17 protein-coding genes and 1 tRNA gene are annotated in these 17679 nt (G+C 72.1%); 5 read left to right on the forward strand and 13 right to left on the reverse strand.

Going from position 1 to position 17679, the window contains the following annotated elements; genetic code table 11:
* Positions 1-20: 20 nt before the first annotated feature.
* The 5 genes from mshC to ACIRF8_RS32450 form a co-directional block, all read right to left on the reverse strand.
* Positions 21-1250: a cysteine--1-D-myo-inosityl 2-amino-2-deoxy-alpha-D-glucopyranoside ligase gene (gene mshC / locus ACIRF8_RS32430; protein WP_404220721.1), complete on the reverse strand. Its 1230-nt coding sequence runs from the start codon at positions 1248-1250 to the stop codon at positions 21-23.
* 91 nt (positions 1251-1341) lie between these two features.
* Positions 1342-1782 carry an SRPBCC domain-containing protein gene (locus ACIRF8_RS32435; RefSeq protein WP_404220724.1) on the reverse strand — a complete coding sequence of 147 codons (441 nt, stop codon included), beginning with the start codon at positions 1780-1782 and terminating at the stop codon, positions 1342-1344.
* Positions 1783-1891: 109 nt separating this feature from the next.
* Positions 1892-2746: an SCO1664 family protein gene (locus ACIRF8_RS32440; protein ID WP_404220726.1), complete on the reverse strand. Its 855-nt coding sequence runs from the start codon at positions 2744-2746 to the stop codon at positions 1892-1894.
* Positions 2710-3300 carry a DUF3090 domain-containing protein gene (locus ACIRF8_RS32445; RefSeq protein ID WP_404220728.1) on the reverse strand — a complete coding sequence of 197 codons (591 nt, stop codon included), beginning with the start codon at positions 3298-3300 and terminating at the stop codon, positions 2710-2712. Before ACIRF8_RS32445 ends, ACIRF8_RS32440 begins: the two co-directional genes overlap by 37 nt.
* 101 nt (positions 3301-3401) lie before the next feature.
* A complete protein-coding gene (locus ACIRF8_RS32450; RefSeq protein WP_404220730.1) occupies positions 3402-4088 on the reverse strand; it encodes a histidine phosphatase family protein in 687 nt (228 codons plus the stop codon).
* A 62-nt stretch (positions 4089-4150) separates the two neighbouring features.
* Between ACIRF8_RS32450 and corA the strand changes: the two genes are divergently transcribed.
* On the forward strand, positions 4151-5152 hold the full coding sequence (gene corA, locus ACIRF8_RS32455; protein ID WP_404220732.1) for a magnesium/cobalt transporter CorA: 1002 nt from the start codon (positions 4151-4153) through the stop codon (positions 5150-5152).
* 9 nt (positions 5153-5161) lie between these two features.
* Here corA and ACIRF8_RS32460 read toward each other — a convergent pair whose 3' ends face one another.
* Together ACIRF8_RS32460 and ACIRF8_RS32465 are read right to left on the reverse strand one after the other, a co-directional pair.
* Complete coding sequence (locus ACIRF8_RS32460; RefSeq protein WP_404220734.1) at positions 5162-5950, reverse strand: ferritin-like domain-containing protein; 789 nt, start codon at positions 5948-5950, stop codon at positions 5162-5164.
* A 240-nt stretch (positions 5951-6190) separates the two neighbouring features.
* Positions 6191-7246: an LLM class F420-dependent oxidoreductase gene (locus ACIRF8_RS32465; protein WP_404220737.1), complete on the reverse strand. Its 1056-nt coding sequence runs from the start codon at positions 7244-7246 to the stop codon at positions 6191-6193.
* A 144-nt stretch (positions 7247-7390) separates the two neighbouring features.
* On the opposite strand from ACIRF8_RS32465, the gene ACIRF8_RS32470 reads away from it, so the two are divergent.
* Together ACIRF8_RS32470 and ACIRF8_RS32475 are read left to right on the forward strand one after the other, a co-directional pair.
* On the forward strand, positions 7391-8374 hold the full coding sequence (locus tag ACIRF8_RS32470; RefSeq protein WP_404220740.1) for an aldo/keto reductase: 984 nt from the start codon (positions 7391-7393) through the stop codon (positions 8372-8374).
* On the forward strand, positions 8371-10584 hold the full coding sequence (locus tag ACIRF8_RS32475) for a helix-hairpin-helix domain-containing protein (protein ID WP_404220742.1): 2214 nt from the start codon (positions 8371-8373) through the stop codon (positions 10582-10584). The genes ACIRF8_RS32470 and ACIRF8_RS32475 overlap by 4 nt, the downstream gene beginning before the upstream one ends.
* Positions 10585-10645: 61 nt before the next feature.
* Here ACIRF8_RS32475 and ACIRF8_RS32480 read toward each other — a convergent pair whose 3' ends face one another.
* The gene (locus tag ACIRF8_RS32480) at positions 10646-11383 is read right to left on the reverse strand and encodes a hypothetical protein (RefSeq protein ID WP_404220745.1); all 738 of its coding nucleotides are present in this window, start codon (positions 11381-11383) and stop codon (positions 10646-10648) included.
* A gap of 47 nt (positions 11384-11430) precedes the next feature.
* On the opposite strand from ACIRF8_RS32480, the gene ACIRF8_RS32485 reads away from it, so the two are divergent.
* Positions 11431-11619: a DUF5703 family protein gene (locus ACIRF8_RS32485; RefSeq protein WP_189827295.1), complete on the forward strand. Its 189-nt coding sequence runs from the start codon at positions 11431-11433 to the stop codon at positions 11617-11619.
* Between the two features lie 116 nt (positions 11620-11735).
* Here the strand turns inward: ACIRF8_RS32485 and ACIRF8_RS32490 are convergent, their stop codons facing one another.
* The 3 genes from ACIRF8_RS32490 to ACIRF8_RS32500 form a co-directional block, all read right to left on the reverse strand.
* Positions 11736-12533: a chaplin family protein gene (locus tag ACIRF8_RS32490; RefSeq protein ID WP_404220748.1), complete on the reverse strand. Its 798-nt coding sequence runs from the start codon at positions 12531-12533 to the stop codon at positions 11736-11738.
* Between the two features lie 146 nt (positions 12534-12679).
* Positions 12680-12913: a chaplin gene (locus tag ACIRF8_RS32495; protein ID WP_404220751.1), complete on the reverse strand. Its 234-nt coding sequence runs from the start codon at positions 12911-12913 to the stop codon at positions 12680-12682.
* Positions 12914-13050: 137 nt separating this feature from the next.
* Entirely contained in the window at positions 13051-14376 is a 1326-nt protein-coding gene (locus ACIRF8_RS32500; RefSeq protein ID WP_404220754.1) for a M20/M25/M40 family metallo-hydrolase, read from the reverse strand.
* Positions 14377-14571: 195 nt separating this feature from the next.
* On the opposite strand from ACIRF8_RS32500, the gene ACIRF8_RS32505 reads away from it, so the two are divergent.
* Positions 14572-14656 (forward strand) — tRNA-Leu (locus ACIRF8_RS32505).
* Between the two features lie 279 nt (positions 14657-14935).
* Here the strand turns inward: ACIRF8_RS32505 and ACIRF8_RS32510 are convergent.
* The gene (locus tag ACIRF8_RS32510) at positions 14936-16642 is read right to left on the reverse strand and encodes a fibronectin type III domain-containing protein (protein ID WP_404220756.1); all 1707 of its coding nucleotides are present in this window, start codon (positions 16640-16642) and stop codon (positions 14936-14938) included.
* A 157-nt stretch (positions 16643-16799) separates the two neighbouring features.
* Positions 16800-17678 (reverse strand): phosphogluconate dehydrogenase (NAD(+)-dependent, decarboxylating), encoded by an 879-nt coding sequence (gene gnd, locus ACIRF8_RS32515; RefSeq protein ID WP_404221077.1) that lies wholly within the window; start codon positions 17676-17678, stop codon positions 16800-16802.
* Position 17679 lies beyond the last annotated feature (1 nt).

Consider the following 17679-nt stretch of genomic DNA (forward strand, 5'->3'; position numbering starts at 1 on the left):
TACGGACAGGTCGGGTTGACCTACAGTGCGACTCCCAGCAGCGCGTCGACGGCGCGGGACACCACACCGGGCGCCCCTTCGTCGGTGCCGCCCTCGGCGGCCTGCGCCTCGGCCCAGCGGTCGACGGCGGCCAGCGCCGCGGGGGCGTCGAGGTCGTTCGACAGGGCCGCGCGGATCTCCTCGACGAGCGCCTGCGCCGACGGGCCGTCGGGCCGCGACACCGCCGCCCGCCACCGGCCGAGCCGGGCCACCGCGTCGCTGAGGACCTGGTCCGTCCACTCCCAGTCGGACCGGTAGTGGTGGGCGAGGAGCGCGAGGCGGATCGCGGCCGGGTCGACGCCGTCGCGCCGCAGCGCCGAGACGAAGACCAGGTTGCCCTTGGACTTGGACATCTTCTCGCCGTCGAGCGCGACCATCCCGGCGTGCACGTACGCCTTGGCCATCGGGAACTCGCCGGTCAGCGCCTGCGCGTGCGAGGCGCCCATCTCGTGGTGCGGGAAGGCCAGGTCCGAGCCGCCGCCCTGGACGTCGAAGCCCATGCCGAGGTGGTCGAGGGCGATGGCGACACACTCGATGTGCCAGCCGGGGCGCCCCTGGCCCAGCGAGCCGCCGTCCCAGCTCGGCTCGCCGTCGCGCGCGGCCATCCACAGCATCGGGTCGAGCGGGTTCTTCTTGCCCGGGCGGTCCGGGTCGCCGCCGCGCTCGGCGGACAGCAGCCGCATCGCCTCGGCGTCGAGGTGGGACACGGAGCCGAAGTGGGGGTCGGCCTCGACGGAGAAGTAGATGTCGCCCTCGAGCTCGTAGGCGGCACCGATGTCGCGCAGTCGCTCGACGAGCGGCACGATGCCGGGTATCGCCTCGACGGCGCCGACATAGTGCCGCGGCGGCAGCATTCGCAGGGCGGTCATGTCCTCACGGAACAGGGCGGTCTCACGCTCGGCGAGGCCGGCCCAGTCGATGCCGTCGCGCACGGCCCGCTCCAGGAGCGGGTCGTCGACGTCCGTCACGTTCTGGACGTAGTGGACCTGCCGCTTGGTGTCGAGCCACACGCGTTGCACGAGGTCGAACGCGTTGTAGGTCGCCGCGTGACCCATATGGGTCGCGTCGTACGGCGTGATGCCGCAGACGTAGATACGGGCGACGGGACCGGGGTCGAGGGAGACGAGCCCATCGGTCGCGGTGTCGTGGATCCGAAGGTCGCGGCCCTTGCCGGGCAGGACGGGGACCTCAGAAGCGGGCCAGGCATGCATGCCTTGAGCGTAACCGGACGGTGCTTCCGCATACGAACCGGACCGGCTCCACTGGCCGAGGAGGCCCTCTTGCGCGTCCATGCGGCAGGGGCTAGGCGACGACGGTGGCGCGGATCGCGTCCGACAGCCCGAAGTGGCGTAGGCCGTGGATCAGGTGGGCGCGCAGCCCGCACACGAAGTACGTCCAGCCCTGTGTCTGGCCCACCGCCCGGGCCGCGCCCTCGATCCCGTCGCCCATCGGCTGCTCGGTGATGGTCAGCCGTGTGGCCCCGTCCTCGTCGGCGAGTGCGATCGTGACCTGGGCGCCGGGCCAGGTCCAGGAGATGAGCCGATCCGTCTCGATCTCGCCGACCGTGACGTCGAAGGCCGCGTCGGCATGACCGAAACGCCAGGTCACCGTCGCGCCGGGGACCATCGCGGCCGATGCCTCCGTCGTGAAGAAGCTGGACAGGCCGTCGGGAGTGACGATCGCCCGGAACACCTCCCCCGCGGGGCGGTCGATCCGGTCCTCGACGATCAGCTTCCTGGTCATGCCTTCGAGGCTAGGGCCTGTCTCCAACTCCCGCCTGCCCGGCGACGCCTGGCACGCACCAGACGCCGCCGGGCCGCCCTCCGGGCGCGGGGGTCCCCCCGGCCGCAGATCAGATGGGCGGCCACGGGATCGCGGGCCACTCGCCGCTCGGCTCGCGGTGCCGGCCGGTCTTCAGCAGGGCCGCCACCCGTTCGCGTACGGCCTCCAGCTCGGCTTCGGTGATCAGCTCGCCGAGCCGGACGGCCAGCGGCTCGCCCGCCCCGAGGCGCTCGCGCAGCGCCTCCAGGGCCGCGGTCGCCTCGTCGGTCAGCGGCTCCCCCGCCCAGCCCCACAGCAGGGTGCGCAGCTTGTCCTCGACGTTGAAGGTGACCCCGTGATCGATGCCGTAGAGCCGCCCCTCGGCGTCGACGAGGAGATGTCCGCCCTTGCGGTCGCCGTTGTTGATCACCGCGTCGAGCACGGCGAGCCGGCGAAGGCGCGCGTCGTCGGCGTGCACGAGCAGCGCCGTGCGTCCCTCCTCGACCTCGGCGAACCCGATGGCCTTCCAGCCCTCGGCCGGCTCCTCGGCGTCGACCAGGGCCAGCAGCCTGTCGCCCGCCGCCCCCTCGGTCTCCTCGGCGTCCTCCGCGGGGGCGTCGATCCAGAGCTGGCACATGCCCTCGCCGTACGGGCCCTCGCGCAGCACGGTCGGCGGCACGAGGCCCCAGCCGAGCGCTTCGGAGACCTCGTACGCGGCGACCTCGCGCTGGGCGAGCGTCCCGTCGGGGAAGTCCCACAGGGGCCGCTCGCCGCGCACCGGCTTGTAGACGCAGCGGTCCTCGCGGTCCTCGTACGTGACGGCACAGAGCAGGACGGCGTTCGAGGCGTCGCGGATCTGTCCCAGTACGCGCAGCTCCCCGCGGGTGAGGAGCTCGATGTCCCGGTCGCTCACGCGCCGCGCCGGTATCCGTTCTGGCGCGGACATACGTGTCCCTCCGGGTCGAGCGGCAGGCTGCACAGCGGGCACGGCGGACGGCCCGCGTTCACCACGTCCAGGGCCCGCTTGGCGAAGGCGCGGGCCTGGGCGCCGGTGAGGCGGACCCGGAGCATGGGCGGGCCGTTCTCGTCGTCCTGAAGAAGCCTTTCCTCGGCTTCGGCCAGGTCTTCTTCGGAGTCGGCGTCCACCTCGACGAGGGCCTGCGCCTCGACGATCATGCGCTGCTCGTCGCCGTCCCAGGCGAGCGCCATGGTGCCGACGCGGAACTCCTCGTCGACGGGCGCCTCCAGGGGCGCGGTGTCGGAGATCTCGCTCGGCACCACGGCGGGCACCGGCGCGTTGCCTCCGCTGCGCCGCACGACCTCGTCGAGCAGCTCCTCCATGCGCTCGGCGAGCGCGGCCACCTGGGTCTTCTCCAGCGCCACGCTGGTGACCCGGGTTCCTGCCGAGGCCTGCAAAAAGAAGGTGCGGCGCCCGGGGAGCCCGACCGTACCGGCCACGAAGCGCTCCGGTGGGTCGTAGAGGAACACCTGACGGGACACGTCCTGTCTCCATGGGATCGGGGGAACGACTGGCTGGGTCCGGCCGCGGGCGACCTGACCGGACCGTGTTGACGGCAGCCTCAGCCTACTGCGGCCGACGATCACGGTGCGCCCGCGCCGCCCCCGACGGGTGCGTCCGGCTCCGTGGGCTCCTCGCGCGGCGCCAGGGACGCGAAGTCACCGGTGTCACCGAGGCGTACGAGAAACGGGCGCAGCCGTGTGTAACGGATCGCTGTGATGGAACACGGCTCTACAGAGATCCGCTGAAAGAGGTCCAGATGCAGCCCGAGGGCGTCCGCCACGAGCGACTTGATGATGTCGCCGTGCGAGCACATCAGATAGACGGCGTCCCCGCCGTGTTCGCGCTCCACGCGCGCGTTCCACTCACGCACCGCTTCGGCGGCCCGGTGCTGCATCTGCCGCATCGACTCCCCACCCGGGAACGCGGCGGCGGTCGGGTGCTGCTGCACGACCTGCATGAGCGGCTCGTCGGTGAGTTCGGCGAGCTTGCGGCCCGACCAGTCCCCGTAGTCGCACTCGCCGATGCGTTCCTCGGTGCTGACGGCCACGTCGGGCCGCGCGGCGACGAGCGGCGCGAGGGTCTCCCGGCAGCGCTGGAGCGGGCTGGTGACGATGTGCGCGAGGGGCAGGTCCTTCAGCCGCTCGGGCAGGGCGGCGGCCTGGGCGGCGCCGCGCTCGTCGAGGGCCACGCCGGGGGTCCACCCGGCGAGCAGGCCCGCGGTGTTGGCGGTGGAGCGTCCGTGCCGGACGAGGATCAGCGTGGGCATGCGGGCCAGCCTAGGGCCACGCGGGAATGCGGCCCCCTCGCCCCCTGGGGAGAATGCGCCTCATGATCGTCGACTGTGCCATCTACCGGGAGGGGCGCCGGACCGAGGGCCCCTCGGACTTCTCCGACGCGCTCGACGCGGCGCGGGCGACCGGTGACGCGTTCGTGTGGATCGGTCTGCACGAGGCGACCGAGGAGGAGTTCGAGCAGGTCACGCAGGAGTTCCGGCTGCATCCGCTGGCCGTCGAGGATGCCCTGAAGGCGCACCAGCGACCCAAGCTGGAGGTCTACGACGACTCGCTCTTCGTGGTGCTCAAGCCGGTCGTGTACGAGCCGCAGAGCGACAAGGTGTCCACGGGCGAGCTGATGCTGTTCCTGGGCGACTCGTTCGTGGTGACGGTGCGCCATGGCGAGGGCGCCCCCCTGAAGGCCGTACGGCAGCGGCTGGAGGCCGATCCGGAGGTGCTCAAGCAGGGGCCGACGGCGGTCCTGTACTCGGTCGCGGACGCCACGGTGGACCACTATCTGGAGGTCGCCAACGAGCTCCAGACCGACCTGGAGGAGCTGGAGGCGGACGTCTTCTCCCCCGACGGCGGAGGTTCGCGGGACACCGCGTCACGGATCTACACCTTCAAGCGGCAGGTCCTGGAGTTCCGGCGCGCCACGGGACCGCTGGCGCTGCCCCTCGACCGGCTCTCCGGTGTGGGCCCCTGGGGGCTCGCGAAGGTGCCGTTCGTGAACGAGGGCGCGAAGCCGTTCTTCCGCGACGTCAACGATCATCTGACGCGGGTCAACGAGTCCGTCGACAGCCTGGACCGGCTGGTGTCGGACATCCTTTCCGCGCACCTGGCGCAGATGAGCGTGCGGCAGAACGACGACATGCGGAAGATCTCGGCGTGGGCGGCGATGGCCGCGGTCCCCACCATGATCGCGGGCATCTACGGCATGAACTTCGACCACATGCCCGAGCTGCACTGGGTGTGGGCGTACCCGGCGGTGATCGTGCTGATGGTCGTCCTGGAGGTCGTCCTGTACCGGATGTTCAAGCGGCGCGGCTGGTTGTAGCGGCGCGGGTCAGGCGAACTCCACCGCGGTGGTCGCCGGGCCGCCGAGGGCGTCGCGGCGGCGCGGCATCGTCAGGGACACCATGCGCCGCCAGCCGCCGGCCCGTTCGTAGGCGTACAGGGCGTGGATCCCGGCGGTGAGCAGGGCCGACTTCGTCCTCGGCCACTCCAGGACGCGGCCCATGTGGTCCATGACGGCGAGGCTGACGTCCCGGTGGACGGCGATCTCGGCGAGCGCGCACTCGCGCAGGGTGCGCTGGATGGTGCGGCCGTGGCCCGCGCGCGCGAAGCGGAGCAGTTCCTCGTGGCAGTAGGCGAGGTGGTTGTCCTCGTCCTGCGAGATCATCTTCACCGCGCGGCCGAGGTCGGGGTGGTCGGCGAAGTGTTTGCGCAGCAGCTCCATCTGTTCGGAGGCGCGCTGCTCGGTGACGCGGCTGTGCGCCAGGTAGGTGACGACGTCCCGCACGGAGAGCGGCTCGTCGCCGGTGAGCCGCGCGTGGGCGAGCCCGATGCCGCGCCGCTCCAGGAGCATCGTGTAGTCGGCCTCGGGCGGTACGGGAACCGGCCGCAGACCGCGCTTCTTCAGCAGGGCGCGGAAGATGCGGCCGTGCTTGTCCTCGTCGGCGCCGTGCCGGGCCACCTTGGGCGCGAGGGCGCGTTCGCTCTCGGGGAGCAGCGCGGCGATCCGCCCGTTCTCCCAGCCGCCCTGCGCCTCGCCGCTGGCCGCGATGGAGCAGAACAGGCGGAACGCCTCGTCGTCGTCGAGGATCTCCTGGAACAAGCTCTTGGCCGACAGCATGGTGGTCCCTCCGTGCCCGCGCACCGCATCCGGTGTTCCGCTCGCAAAAGACGAGTCAAATGCGGACCGCGGAAAGGGGCAACAGCTGTGGGCGGGGACTCGGCCGAACGGAGGACGGCGGGGCGCCGGGCGAAGGTGCGTAACCGTGGGCGCGGCGGCGCGTTGTGCTCCGTGACGGCCGTGGCGGGGAAGACCCCCCGAGCCCCCACCACGGCCGCGGAATCGTCTCTCAGGCCCGCGTCACGCCAGCCCGGCCCGCTCCAGCGCCTCGGTACCGGCGCGCAGCGCGGCCACCCGCTCGTCGAGCGTGAATCCGGCCGGGTTGATCGTCAGCGTGGTGACACCCGCGGCGGCGTAGGCCCGCATCCGGTCGGCGATCCGGTCCACGGAGCCCAGCAACGTCGTGGAGTCGATGAGCTGGTGCGGGATGGCCGCCGCGGCGCCGTCCTTGTCGCCGCCGAGGTACTTCTCCTGGATCTCGGCGGCCTCCTTCTCGTAGCCCATGCGCTGCGCGAGCCGGTTGTAGAAGTTCTGCTTGGGGCTGCCCATGCCGCCCACGTAGAGGGCCGTGTAGGGGCGGAAGAAGTCGGCGAGCGCGGTGACGTCCTTGTCGGCGCCCACCGCGAGCGGCAGCGTCGGACAGACGTCGAAGCCCTCCATCGTCTTCCCGGCCTTCTCGCGGCCCGCGCGCAGGGGCGCGATGGTGGTCTCCTCCAGGTGCTCGGCCGACGGGAAGATCAGCAGGGCGCCGTCGGCGATCTCGCCGGTCTGCTCCAGGTTCTTCGGGCCGATCGCGGCGATGTAGAGCGGGATGTGCTCGCGCTGCGGGTGCAGGGTCAGCTTGAGCGGCTTGCCGGGGCCGTCGGGAAGCGGCAGCGTCCAGTGGGCGCCCTCGTAGGAGACCCGCTCGCGGCTCATCGCCTTGCGGACGATCTCGACGTACTCGCGCGTGCGCGCCAGCGGCTTGTCGAACTTGACGCCGTACCAGCCCTCGGAGACCTGCGGCCCCGAGACGCCGAGACCGAGGCGGAAGCGGCCACCGGAGAGCGAGTCGAGGGTGGAGGCCGTCATCGCCGTCATCGTGGGCTGGCGGGCGGGGATCTGGAAGATGGCCGAGCCGACGTCGATGCGCTCGGTCTGCGCCGCGACGTAGGCGAGGACGGTGGCGGCGTCCGAGCCGTACGCCTCGGCGGCCCAGCACACCGCGTAGCCGAGCTTGTCGGCCTCCTTGGCGACGGCCAGGTTGTCCGCGTCCATGCCCGCGCCCCAGTACCCGAGATTGATGCCGAGCTTCATTGACCACATCCCCTTAATCGCCGTGCGGATCCACTGGCTTACCCATCGGTAACGTGCCTTGCCGGGCACCCTAGCGCGGCGGGCCCGGCGCGAGTCATCCACAGGGTCCCCCATCCTGACCTTCGGCCAGTAATCTCAGCGCCCATGGAGCAGAGGCATCTCGGCCGCACCGGCCTGCGCGTGTCCCGCATCGGGCTCGGCACCCTCACCTGGGGCCGGGACACCGACGAGCACGACGCCGCCGACCTGTTGAAGGCCTTCTGGGAAGCGGGCGGCACCCTCGTCGACACGGCCGACGTGTACGGGGACGGCGAGTCCGAGTACCTGCTCGGGCGGCTCGTCGAAGGTCTCGTGCCGCGCCGGGAGCTGGTCATCTCCACGAAGGCGGGCAGCGTGCCCGACCCGGACCGGCGCTTCGACGGCTCACGCGGCCACCTGCTCTCCGCCCTCGACGCCTCGCTGGGCCGCCTCGGCACGGACTACGTCGACCTGTGGCAGATCCACGCCTACGACACCGAGACGCCCCTCGACGAGACGCTCCAGGCCCTCGACATCGCCGTCAGCAGTGGCCGCGCGCGCTATGCGGGCGTCTCGAACTTCTGCGGCTGGCAGCTCGCCAAGGCGGGCACGTGGCAGCTCGCGGCGCCGGGTGTGCGCACGCGTCTCGCCAGTACGCAGATGGAGTACTCGCTGTTGCAGCGCGGGGTGGAGCGCGAGGTGCTGCCCGCCGCGCTCGATCTGGGCATCGGGCTGCTGCCGTCCTCGCCGCTGGGCCGCGGTGTGCTCACCGGCAAGTACCGCTCGGGCACCCCCACCGACTCGCGGGGCGGCTCCGACCACATGGCGCCGTTCGTCGCGCCGTACCTGGACGAGGCGGCCGGGCACATCGTGGACGCGGTGGCGATAGCCGCCGACGGGCTCGCGGTGACACCGTTGCAGGTCGCCCTCGCCTGGGTGCGGGACCGGCCCGGGGTGGCCGCGCCGATCGTCGGCGCGCGCAACGTGCAGCAGCTCACCGCGGCGTTGTCAGTGGAGGCCCTTAGTCTTCCTGACGAGATCTGCCAGGCGCTCGACGACGTGTCGGCGCCCGTGCACCGCTATCCCGATCAGGACTGGAGCACGTTGTGAGTACGGAGTCCGCCGCCGCGGAGAACGAGTCAGGGGCGCGCCCCGACGCCGGGCCGGACGAGCCGCTCGCCGCCATCGAAGGCGCTGAGGGCGCTGAGGGCGCAGAAGGCGCAGAGGACACGGAGAGCGCTGAGGGCACGGAGAGCGTCGAAGGTACCGGGACCGAGGCGGCCGACAGCGCCGAGGGCACCGAGGCCGCGGCGCAGTTGTCCGAGGCCGAGGCGGAGCTCGCCGCCCAGCGGGCCCTTCGGGAGCGGATCGCGGAGCGCAAGGCCGCCAAGGAGGGGCCGGTCGCCGCCGGGACCAAGCTGAGCGGGACGGCCGCCGACCTGCTGGCCGCCGTACGCGCCGTGGAGAGCGGGGAGAAGCCCGTCGCCGTGTTCGCGGAGCCCGAGCGCGCCCCGCGCCGGGTCGTGACGCAGGAGCCCGCGCGCAGGCAGGTACCGGTCGCTCCGGCCGTCGACGCGGGACCCGACGCCGGGACGGTCGACGCGGTACGGGCCGTGCTCGCCGAGGGCGGGGCGCCCGAAGCCCTCGCCGTGCCCGCCGCCCGGGCGCTGGGCGAGGACGCGGGCGACCGGCTCCGCGCGGACCCCTGGCAGTTGCTGCGCCTGAGCGGCGTGAGGCCCGAGCAGGCCGACGGATTCGCGCGGGCGCTGCTCGGCGCGGAGTGCGCTCCGGACGACGAGCGGCGCGGCCGGGCCGTCACGCTCTGGCTGCTCGAACAGGCCGCACTGGCCGGGCACACCGCTCTGGACCTGCCCGTCCTCGTCGAGGCGCTCGGCAAGCGCGGGGTGCCGGAGCCGGACGCCGCGGTGCAGGACGCCGTCGCGGAGGGCGATGTACTGCTCTTCCAGGACGCCCTCGACGACGCCCCCGCGCCCGTGGCCGCCGAGGGCGAGGAGGAGGCCGAGGCGGAGCGGCCGGTCCGGGTGCTGGTCGGGCTGGAGCGGACCGCGCTCGCCGAGGAGAGTCTTGCCGACGGCCTCGCGCGGCTGGTCAACTCCGGGGCCAAGGAGGACGGCCCGGCCGCGGGGGACTGGGAGGACGCCGCCGTCGCCGCGAAGGGCACCGCGGCCGAGCTGATCCGCGCCGTCGCCGCGCACCGGCTCGTCCTGCACACAGGTGGCGAGGCCGCCCGCGCGGAGCCGGTCGCCGTGGCGGAGGTCGCCGCCCGGCTCGGGCTGCGGGTCTGTGTCGCCGCGCACAGCACGGACGGACGGCGCAGGGCCGCGCGGCAGCTCGGCGCGGAGGCCCCCGAGGGTGCCACGGCGACGGTCGCGGGGCTGCTCGCGCGGACGGAGGGCCCGGGGCGGGACGCGGACGGGGCGATCGCCGTCGACCTCCTCGTCGTCCTGGACGCCCCGCAACTGGACGTGGACGACGCCGCGATGCTCGTCGAGTCGCTCCCCGACGGCGCCTGCCTGCTGCTCAGCGGAGACCCCGGCACCCTCTGGTCGGCGGGCCCCGGCCGGGTCTTCGCCGACCTCCTGGCGGCGGAGATCTGCCCCCGCGTCTCCTCCCGCACCCCGGACCTCGGGCCCATCGGCGAGCTGGTCTCCGGCATCGGCATCGGCGAGCTGAACCAGGTGGAGGCACCGGGCAAGGAAGTCGTCATCGTGCCGGTGCGGGACGCGCCCGAGGCCATCCACCGCACCGTGCAGCTCGTCGCCGACTCGGTGCCGCGGGCCATCGGCGTACCGGCCGAGGAGACCCAGGTGATCACGCCGGGGCACGGCGGCGCGGCCGGGACGCGGGCGTTGAACGCGGCGCTGAAGGAGCGGCTGAACCCGGGCCCCGGACAGTTCGGGGGCTTCGACCCCGGGGACCGCGTGGTGTACGTCCCGGCGCCCGGCCGGGTCCGGCCGGGGCGGGTGCTGGGCGCCGACGCGCAGGGGCTGCGCCTGGAGTGCGCCGGTGAGCCCGTCCTCGTTCCGAAGGAGCAGGTGGAGCGGGCCGTGCGGCACGGCTGGGCGGTCACCGGGCACCAGGCCGTGGGGCTGCGCTGGCCGGCGGCCGTCGTGGTGCTGCCCGGCGACGCGACGCAGGCGTTGAGCCGGCCCTGGGTGTACTCGGCGTTCGGGCGCGGGGAGCGGCATCTGTCCGTCGTGCACGGCGCGGACGCGGCGCTGCCGCGCGCGGTCGCGGAGGTACCGGCGAAGCCGCGGACCACACGGTTGCGGACGCTGGTACGGGCCCAGCTTCCCTAGGGCCTGTCGCGCGAGACGCCCCCGGCCCGGGGCCGGGGGCGTCTCGGCGCCGCGCGCGGTGTCAGCGGTCGGCGTCCTCCAGGGCATCGTCGATCTCGATGTCGCCCTCCGGGTCCACGTCGACATCGACCTCCACATCGGCGTCGGTGTCGATGTCGATGTCGTTGGGGTCTTCATCCAGCTCGTCGTCGAAGACCGCGCTCACGTCGAAGCGGCACACGACCCGCTGGGGGTCGGCCTGGTCGAACGGGGCGTCCAGCCACTCCCCCGCCTCCGGCGGCTCGTCGGCGGCGACCACCCACAGCGTGGAGTCGCCCTCCTCCAGGCCGAACTCCTTGTGCCGGGAGCCGATCTCGTCGGGTTCGAACTCGCCGAAGAGGACGCCGAGCGCGGCGTGGACACTGTTGCCCGCTCCCGTCGCCGTCTCGGTGTCGATGTCCGCGTCCCCGTCGAGGTCGGCGACCCGGCCGGCCTGGGCGAGAAGGCGCTGCGGTTCGACCACGGCGTAGTCGCGTCGGATCAGCACGCTCAGCGCGTTCGGTTCCTCGGGCCCGGTGTACGGGGGCAGCGAGTCCTCTCCACCGGGGATCTCGAAGGGGGTGACCTCGTCATAGCGGTCGTAGAGGAGTTCGTCGTACTCCTCGGCCGCGGCGGCGAGCTCGTTGAACGCTTCGTAGACGGCCGGGTCGTCCTCTCCCGACCTGCGCTCGACAGCCGCCAGGTGACGGTCGAGCGCGGCCTTGACCGCCTCGGCGGCGGCGCGTACCTCGGCAGCGGTGGGCTGCGCAGCATCAGACATAGTGCAGACGCTATCCGTACGGAGCCCGTGCCCGCACAATAGATGCGATGCCGGAATACGAATTTGTCGACGTGTACGTGCCGCGCGGGGTCTCCCGCAAGGAGGCGACGCGTCTGCTGACAGACCATGCAGAGTACGGACACTGGGAGTTGGACCGACTGAGCCTGCGCCGCGACGGCAGTCGCCGCGTGCGGCTGCGCCGCCGGATCATCCGCCAGCTACGGGCCACCTGGTGACCTGTACCTGACGGACGGCGACGGAAACGGAGCGGGCCCCGCGTCGGCGGGGCCCGCTCCGTCGGTGCTGCCTGCCCGTACGTACAGCTCTCGTACGGCCTGCCCGGCTCAAGCCGTCACGCGGCTGTCCTGGCCCGCCGGTAGAGCACCGCGCCCGCGAGCAGCGCACCCGCGCCCACCGGGATGGCCGCGCCGATCGGCAGCGAGCTACCCGTCATGGCGAGCTGGGCCTCGGCGCGGGGGCTGCCTGCGCTCTGCGCCTCCGGCCGGTTGAGCCGGTCGACAGGCTTGCCCGCGACGATCTCGTCACCGACGAAGTGCCCGCCCCTGACCTGCGGGGAGCCGGGCGTGCCCGGGGTGTCCGGGTGGCCGGGGGTGCTCGGGTGGCTCGGGGTGCCAGGGGTGCCCGGGTCGTGCGGCTTGGAGGGCGGCTGCTCGGAGTCGCCGGGCGGCGTGGCGGTGTGCCCGCCGGGGTTGCCGCAGCCGTTGCCCATGGCCGGGTTACCGATGCCGATCACGTCGACCGAGTTGCCGCACGCGTTGGCGGGCACGTCGACCGGGGCCTCGACGTGGTTGCCCGAGCCGACGCCGGGCGAGCCGCTCGTGTGGCCGTCGGCGTGTGCTCCCCCTCCGGACGGCTTGTGCGGGCCCCGGTGTCCGCCGGTGCCGTGCGAGGTGTCGGCGCAGTGGTTGCCCATCGCCGGGTTGAGCAGCCCGATGACGTTGACCGTGTTGCCGCACAGGTTGACCGGTACGTGGACCGGGGCCTCGACCGAGTTGCCGGACCCGACGCCCGGCGAGTTCGCCGAGCTTCCCTGCGCGCCCGCGTCGGCGTGCGCGTATCCGCCGGTGACCGCGAGCACGCCGCTCGCCGCCGCCACGGTGATCAGGCCTTTGCGTGTGACCTGTCGCATAGCTTTTCCTGCCTTAGAACGTGCCCGAGCGCTGATGAAGGCGCGGGCCGATGCGCGCCGCGCCGAATGCCCGATCGGCCCCGGAGCGCGCGTTCGCGCTCCGGGGCCGGCGGGCTCATACCCTCAAGGGGTGAGGTACCACGACGTCACTTGTTGACGCAGGCATTGCCGAAGGCGGGGTTCAGCAGTCCGATCACGGAAACCGTGTTGCCGCAGACGTTCACCGGCACGTGGATGGGCACCTGGACGACGTTGCCCGACAGCACACCGGGAGAGTTCACGGCGGCACCCTGGGCACCGGCGTCGGCGGCGGAGATGCCCGCACCCGCGAGCACGAGACCACCAGTGGCAACCGCAGCAGCGACGATCTTCTTGATCATTGTTCCTCCTCATTGGCAATGCAGTCCCAGCCGCGGACTGCACTCCCTGTAACGAGGAGAACGTCAGGGAGCTACGAGCCCCGGATTCCTTTCACTCGTTCCAGGCAACTCCGCACGTACGCCCGATTGTTGGATTGTCAGGATGCGTCGATGAACCGGTCGAGCACACGGACGCCGAACTTGAGTCCGTCGACCGGGACCCGCTCGTCGACGCCGTGGAACATGCCCGCGAAGTCCAGCTCGGGCGGCAGTTGCAGCGGCGCGAAGCCGAAGCCGCGGATACCGAGGTCGTCGAAGGACTTGGCGTCGGTGCCGCCGGAGAGCATGTACGGGATGGCCTTGCCGATCGGGTCCTCGGCGGCGATCGAGGACTGCATGGCCGCGACGAGCGCCCCGTCGAAGGTGGTCTCGACGGCCTTGTCGGCGTGCACGTCCTCGCGCTTGACCTTGGGGCCGAGGATGCGGTCGAGGTCGGCCAGGAACTCCTCCTCGTGGCCGGGCAGGAACCGCCCGTCGACGTGGGCCGTGGCCTCGCCGGGGATGACGTTGACCTTGTAACCGGCGCCGAGCTGCGTGGGGTTGGCGGTGTTGCTGAGCGTGGCGCCGATCAGTTTGGCGATGCCGCCGAGCCGCGCCAGGGTCGACTCCATGTCCTCGGGGTCGAGTTCGGTGCCGAGGGCGTCGCCCAGCTCGTCGAGGAAGGCGCGGGTGGTCTTGGTGACACGCACCGGAAACCTGTGGCGGCCCAGCCGGGCGACCGCCTCGGACAGCTCGGTGATCGCGTTGTCCCGGTGGATCATCGAACCGTGCCCGGCGGTGCCGGCCACGGAGAGCTTCATCCAGTGCATGCCCTTCTCGGCGGTCTGGACGAGGTAGAGCCGGCGCTGCTCGCTCACGGTGAACGAGAAGCCGCCGACCTCGCTGATCGCCTCGGTGACCCCCTCGAACAGGTCGGGGTGGTGGTCGACGAGGTGGCGCGCGCCGTAGGTGCCGCCGGCCTCCTCGTCGGCGAGGAAGGCCAGGACGATGTCGCGCGGGGGCTTGCGGCCGGTGCGCAGGCGGTCGCGGACGACCGCGAGGGTCATCGCGTCCATGTCCTTCATGTCGACGGCGCCGCGGCCCCACACGCACCCGTCGGCGACCTCGCCGGAGAAGGGGTGGTGGGTCCAGTCGACCGCGTTGGCCGGGACGACGTCGGTGTGGCCGTGGATGAGGAGCGCGGGCCGCGACGGGTCCTCGCCCTCGATGCGGGCGACCGTGGAGGCGCGGCCGGGGTGGGACTCGAAGATCTTCGGCTCGAGGCCGACCTCGGCGAGCTTCTCCGCGACGTACTCGGCGGCCTTGCGTTCGCCGGGTCCCGAGTGGTCGCCGTAGTTGCTGGTGTCGATCTGGATCAGTTCACGGCAGAGGTCGACGACCTCGTCCTGTCCGGAGACGGCCCTGCCCGTGCTCGACTCGCTCACGCTTGTTCCTCTCTCCCTGTGGATCCCCCTCATCCTCCCTCCCCCGGCCTCCGCGCCCAAGGCCGGGCCGCCCTCGTCACGCGCCGTTCACAGGCCCGGCGGGCGGCCGGGCGGCGTGATCGGAGCACTCGGATTCTTTGGTAATGTTCTCTGTGTCGCCGCGGGAAACGCCCCGCACAGAGCGGCAGACACCTTGTCCGGGTGGCGGAATGGCAGACGCGCTAGCTTGAGGTGCTAGTGCCCTTTATCGGGCGTGGGGGTTCAAGTCCCCCCTCGGACACAGCGAAAGACCCCAGTTCATCTGGGGTCTTTTTGTTTGCGCCCGGGCTCGTGCGGTGACCTTCCACAGCTCGGTGGGGTCCGACCCGCCGCCGGCGTACGAGATCGGTGACCGTCCGGTGGTCGTGGCGGTCGCGATCGCCTTCGCGGTGGCGCGGCGCAGGCGGTCCCGGGCCGTGCCCGCCGCGCCGGTTCCGCTCACCACGGCGTGGCGCCCCACGCACGGCATGCGCCGAGGCCCCCGACCGTTCTGCCGGGGGCCTCGGTGCGTGCGGGATCGTCAGCCGGTGAAACCGGCCGTGATCTTCGTGAACTGCCAGGCGTCCTGGTTGATGCCGGAGCAGTTCTCGGCGACGCCGCCGCCCGCGCACGGCCGGTCGCGGTTGACCGACCAGAAGGCGAGGCGGGCGATGTGCTTGCTGTTGGCCCAGTCCTTGATCTGGGTCCAGATGGCGGGCGTGGTGACCTCCTGCTGGTCGCTGAGGCCGTTCATCCCGGAGATGCCGAGGTGGGCGTAGGCCGTGGCGTCGTCCCAGCCGTAGACCGACTTGAGCTTGGTCTTGAGGCCTTCGGCGGCGTTCACGGTGTTGCCGTACATGTCGGCGCCCCCGCCGAAGTCGAACGGCATGATCGTGAAGACGTCGATGTTCGCGTTCAGGGCCTTGGCCTGCTCGATGAGGCGGTTGCCGTAGTACGTCGGGCCGGTGGTCGACGTGCCGAAGGTGAGGATGGTGCGCAGGCCCGGGTTGTTCGCCTTGACGATCTTCAGGGCGGTCAGGATGCGGTCCTGCACGGCCGTGTTCTCGAACTCGTCGGTGTTCTCGATGTCGACGTCGATCGCCTTGAGCCCGTAGGCGTCGATGACCTTCTGGTACGCGCCCGCGAGCGCCTCCGGGGTCGAGCAGTTGGGGCCGAGCTTGTTGCCGCTCCAGCCGCCGATCGAGGGGACGATGTCACCGCCTGCGGCGCGGACGGCGTTGATGGCGGTCTGGTCCTGGCCGCCGGTGAGCGGGCGCTGGCCGTCCCAGGCGGGGTTGCAGCCGCCGGAGGAGAGGATGAACGCCATGGTGAACCACTTGACGCCGGTGGCGTTCATGACGGTGGTGGGGCTCGGCGGGTCGCCCCAGCCGGTGTAGAGGTACGGCGCGGCCTGCTTGAAGCCGGGGCCTGGACCGGTGCCCGCGTCCGTGGTCACGTTGACGGTGTTGGAGGCGGCGGAGGTGTTGCCGGCCGCGTCGTGGGCCTTCACGGTGAGGCTGTACGCGGTCGAAGGGGACAGGCCCGAGACGGTGGCCGAGGTACCGGAGACGGTGGCGAGCTTGTTGGTGCCGCCGCTGTAGATGTCGTAGCCGGTGACGCCGACGTTGTCGCTCGCCGCGCCCCAGGACAGGGAGACGCTGGTGGAGGTCTTGCCGGTGGCGGTCAGGCCCGTCGGTGCGGTCGGTGCCTGGGTGTCGGAGCCGCCCCCGCCGCCGGGTCCGTCGAGGCTGAGGTCGTCGGCGTAGTAGGTGCCCTGGCCGTACCAGCCGTGGGTGTAGAGCGTGGCGCTGGTCTGGGAGGCGCCGGTGGTGAACTTCACCGTGAGCTGCGTGTACGTGGACGGGGACTGGGTCCAGGTGGAGCCGCCGCCGTCGACGCCCAGGTAGACGTAGGAGCCGCGCACCCAGCCGGAGAGGGTGTACGCGGTGTTCGGCTGGACGGAGACGGTGCGGCCGCACTTGGCGTTGTCGCTCGCGCTCGCGGCGCCCGCCAGGGCCTTGGTGCCGCCGTGGACGGGGCTGGACACCACGGAGCCGAGGTTGCCGGTGCAGCTCCAGGAGCCGAGTGAGCCGGATTCGAAGCCGGGGTCGGTCAGGACGTTGGCCGCCTGGGCCGTGCCGGGCAGCGCGACGGCTCCGGCGAGGGCGAGGGCGGCGGAGCCGACGAGGGCGAGGAGGCGGGTTCTGCCGGTGCGTCCGGTGCGGCCTTGCGTTCGGTGTGGGGACACACGAACTCCCTGTACTCATGGGGGACTTGGGGACGTGCGCGAACCATGTCGTTCCTGTGCCCTCACAAGTTGGTATGGACCAATGCTGTTGTCAAGGGGGTGCACAATGCGACAGGCCCGCCGGACCGGGGTCCGACGGGCCTGCGAGGGGGGTGGCTTACTTGGCGGACTCGACCGCGTGGCCGCCGAACTGGTTGCGCAGCGCGGCGATCATCTTCATCTGCGGCGAGTCGTCCTGGCGGGACGCGAAGCGCGCGAAGAGGGAGGCGGTGATCGCGGGCAGCGGCACCGCGTGGTCGATGGCCGCCTCGACGGTCCAGCGGCCCTCGCCGGAGTCGGCGGCGAAGCCGCGCAGCTTGGCCAGGTGCTCGTCGTCGTCCAGGGCGTTGACCGCGAGGTCGAGCAGCCAGGAGCGGATGACGGTGCCCTCCTGCCAGGAGCGGAAGACCTCGCGCACGTCGGTCACCGAGTCGGCGGCCTCCAGCAGCTCCCAGCCCTCGGCGTAGGCCTGCATCATGGCGTACTCGATGCCGTTGTGGACCATCTTGGAGAAGTGGCCCGCGCCGACCTTGCCCGCGTGGACGTAGCCGAAGTCGCCCTCGGGCTTGAGGGCGTCGAAGATCGGCTTGACCTTGGCGACGTTCTCGTCGGTGCCGCCGACCATGAGGGCGTAACCGTTCTGGAGACCCCAGACGCCGCCGGACACGCCGCAGTCGACGAAGCCGATGCCCTTGACGCCCAGCTCGGCGGCGTGCTTCTCGTCGTCCGTCCAGCGGGAGTTGCCGCCGTCCACGACGATGTCGCCCTCGGAGAGCAGGTCCTTCAGCTCGTCGACGGTGGACTGGGTGGGGGCGCCCGCGGGGACCATCACCCAGATCACGCGCGGGCCTTCGAGCTTCTCGACCAGCTCGGCGAGGGAGGCGACGTCGGAGACCTCGGGGTTGCGGTCGTAGCCGATGACGGTGTGTCCCGCGCGGCGGATGCGCTCGCGCATGTTGCCGCCCATCTTGCCCAGACCGATGAGGCCCATCTGCATC

Source organism: Streptomyces sp. NPDC102406 (assembly GCF_044765725.1).
GTDB lineage: Bacteria > Actinomycetota > Actinomycetes > Streptomycetales > Streptomycetaceae > Streptomyces.

Coding starts and splice junctions, on each gene's coding strand:
- mshC (WP_404220721.1), bottom strand. CDS start 1,250: ATGCATGCCTGGCCCGCTTCTGAGGTCCCCGTCCTGCCCGGCAAGGGC.
- ACIRF8_RS32435 (WP_404220724.1), bottom strand. CDS start 1,782: ATGACCAGGAAGCTGATCGTCGAGGACCGGATCGACCGCCCCGCGGGG.
- ACIRF8_RS32440 (WP_404220726.1), bottom strand. CDS start 2,746: ATGTCCGCGCCAGAACGGATACCGGCGCGGCGCGTGAGCGACCGGGAC.
- ACIRF8_RS32450 (WP_404220730.1), bottom strand. CDS start 4,088: ATGCCCACGCTGATCCTCGTCCGGCACGGACGCTCCACCGCCAACACC.
- corA (WP_404220732.1), top strand. CDS start 4,151: ATGATCGTCGACTGTGCCATCTACCGGGAGGGGCGCCGGACCGAGGGC.
- ACIRF8_RS32460 (WP_404220734.1), bottom strand. CDS start 5,950: ATGCTGTCGGCCAAGAGCTTGTTCCAGGAGATCCTCGACGACGACGAG.
- ACIRF8_RS32465 (WP_404220737.1), bottom strand. CDS start 7,246: ATGAAGCTCGGCATCAATCTCGGGTACTGGGGCGCGGGCATGGACGCG.
- ACIRF8_RS32470 (WP_404220740.1), top strand. CDS start 7,391: ATGGAGCAGAGGCATCTCGGCCGCACCGGCCTGCGCGTGTCCCGCATC.
- ACIRF8_RS32480 (WP_404220745.1), bottom strand. CDS start 11,383: ATGTCTGATGCTGCGCAGCCCACCGCTGCCGAGGTACGCGCCGCCGCC.
- ACIRF8_RS32485 (WP_189827295.1), top strand. CDS start 11,431: ATGCCGGAATACGAATTTGTCGACGTGTACGTGCCGCGCGGGGTCTCC.
- ACIRF8_RS32490 (WP_404220748.1), bottom strand. CDS start 12,533: ATGCGACAGGTCACACGCAAAGGCCTGATCACCGTGGCGGCGGCGAGC.
- ACIRF8_RS32495 (WP_404220751.1), bottom strand. CDS start 12,913: ATGATCAAGAAGATCGTCGCTGCTGCGGTTGCCACTGGTGGTCTCGTG.
- gnd (WP_404221077.1), bottom strand. CDS start 17,678: ATGCAGATGGGCCTCATCGGTCTGGGCAAGATGGGCGGCAACATGCGC.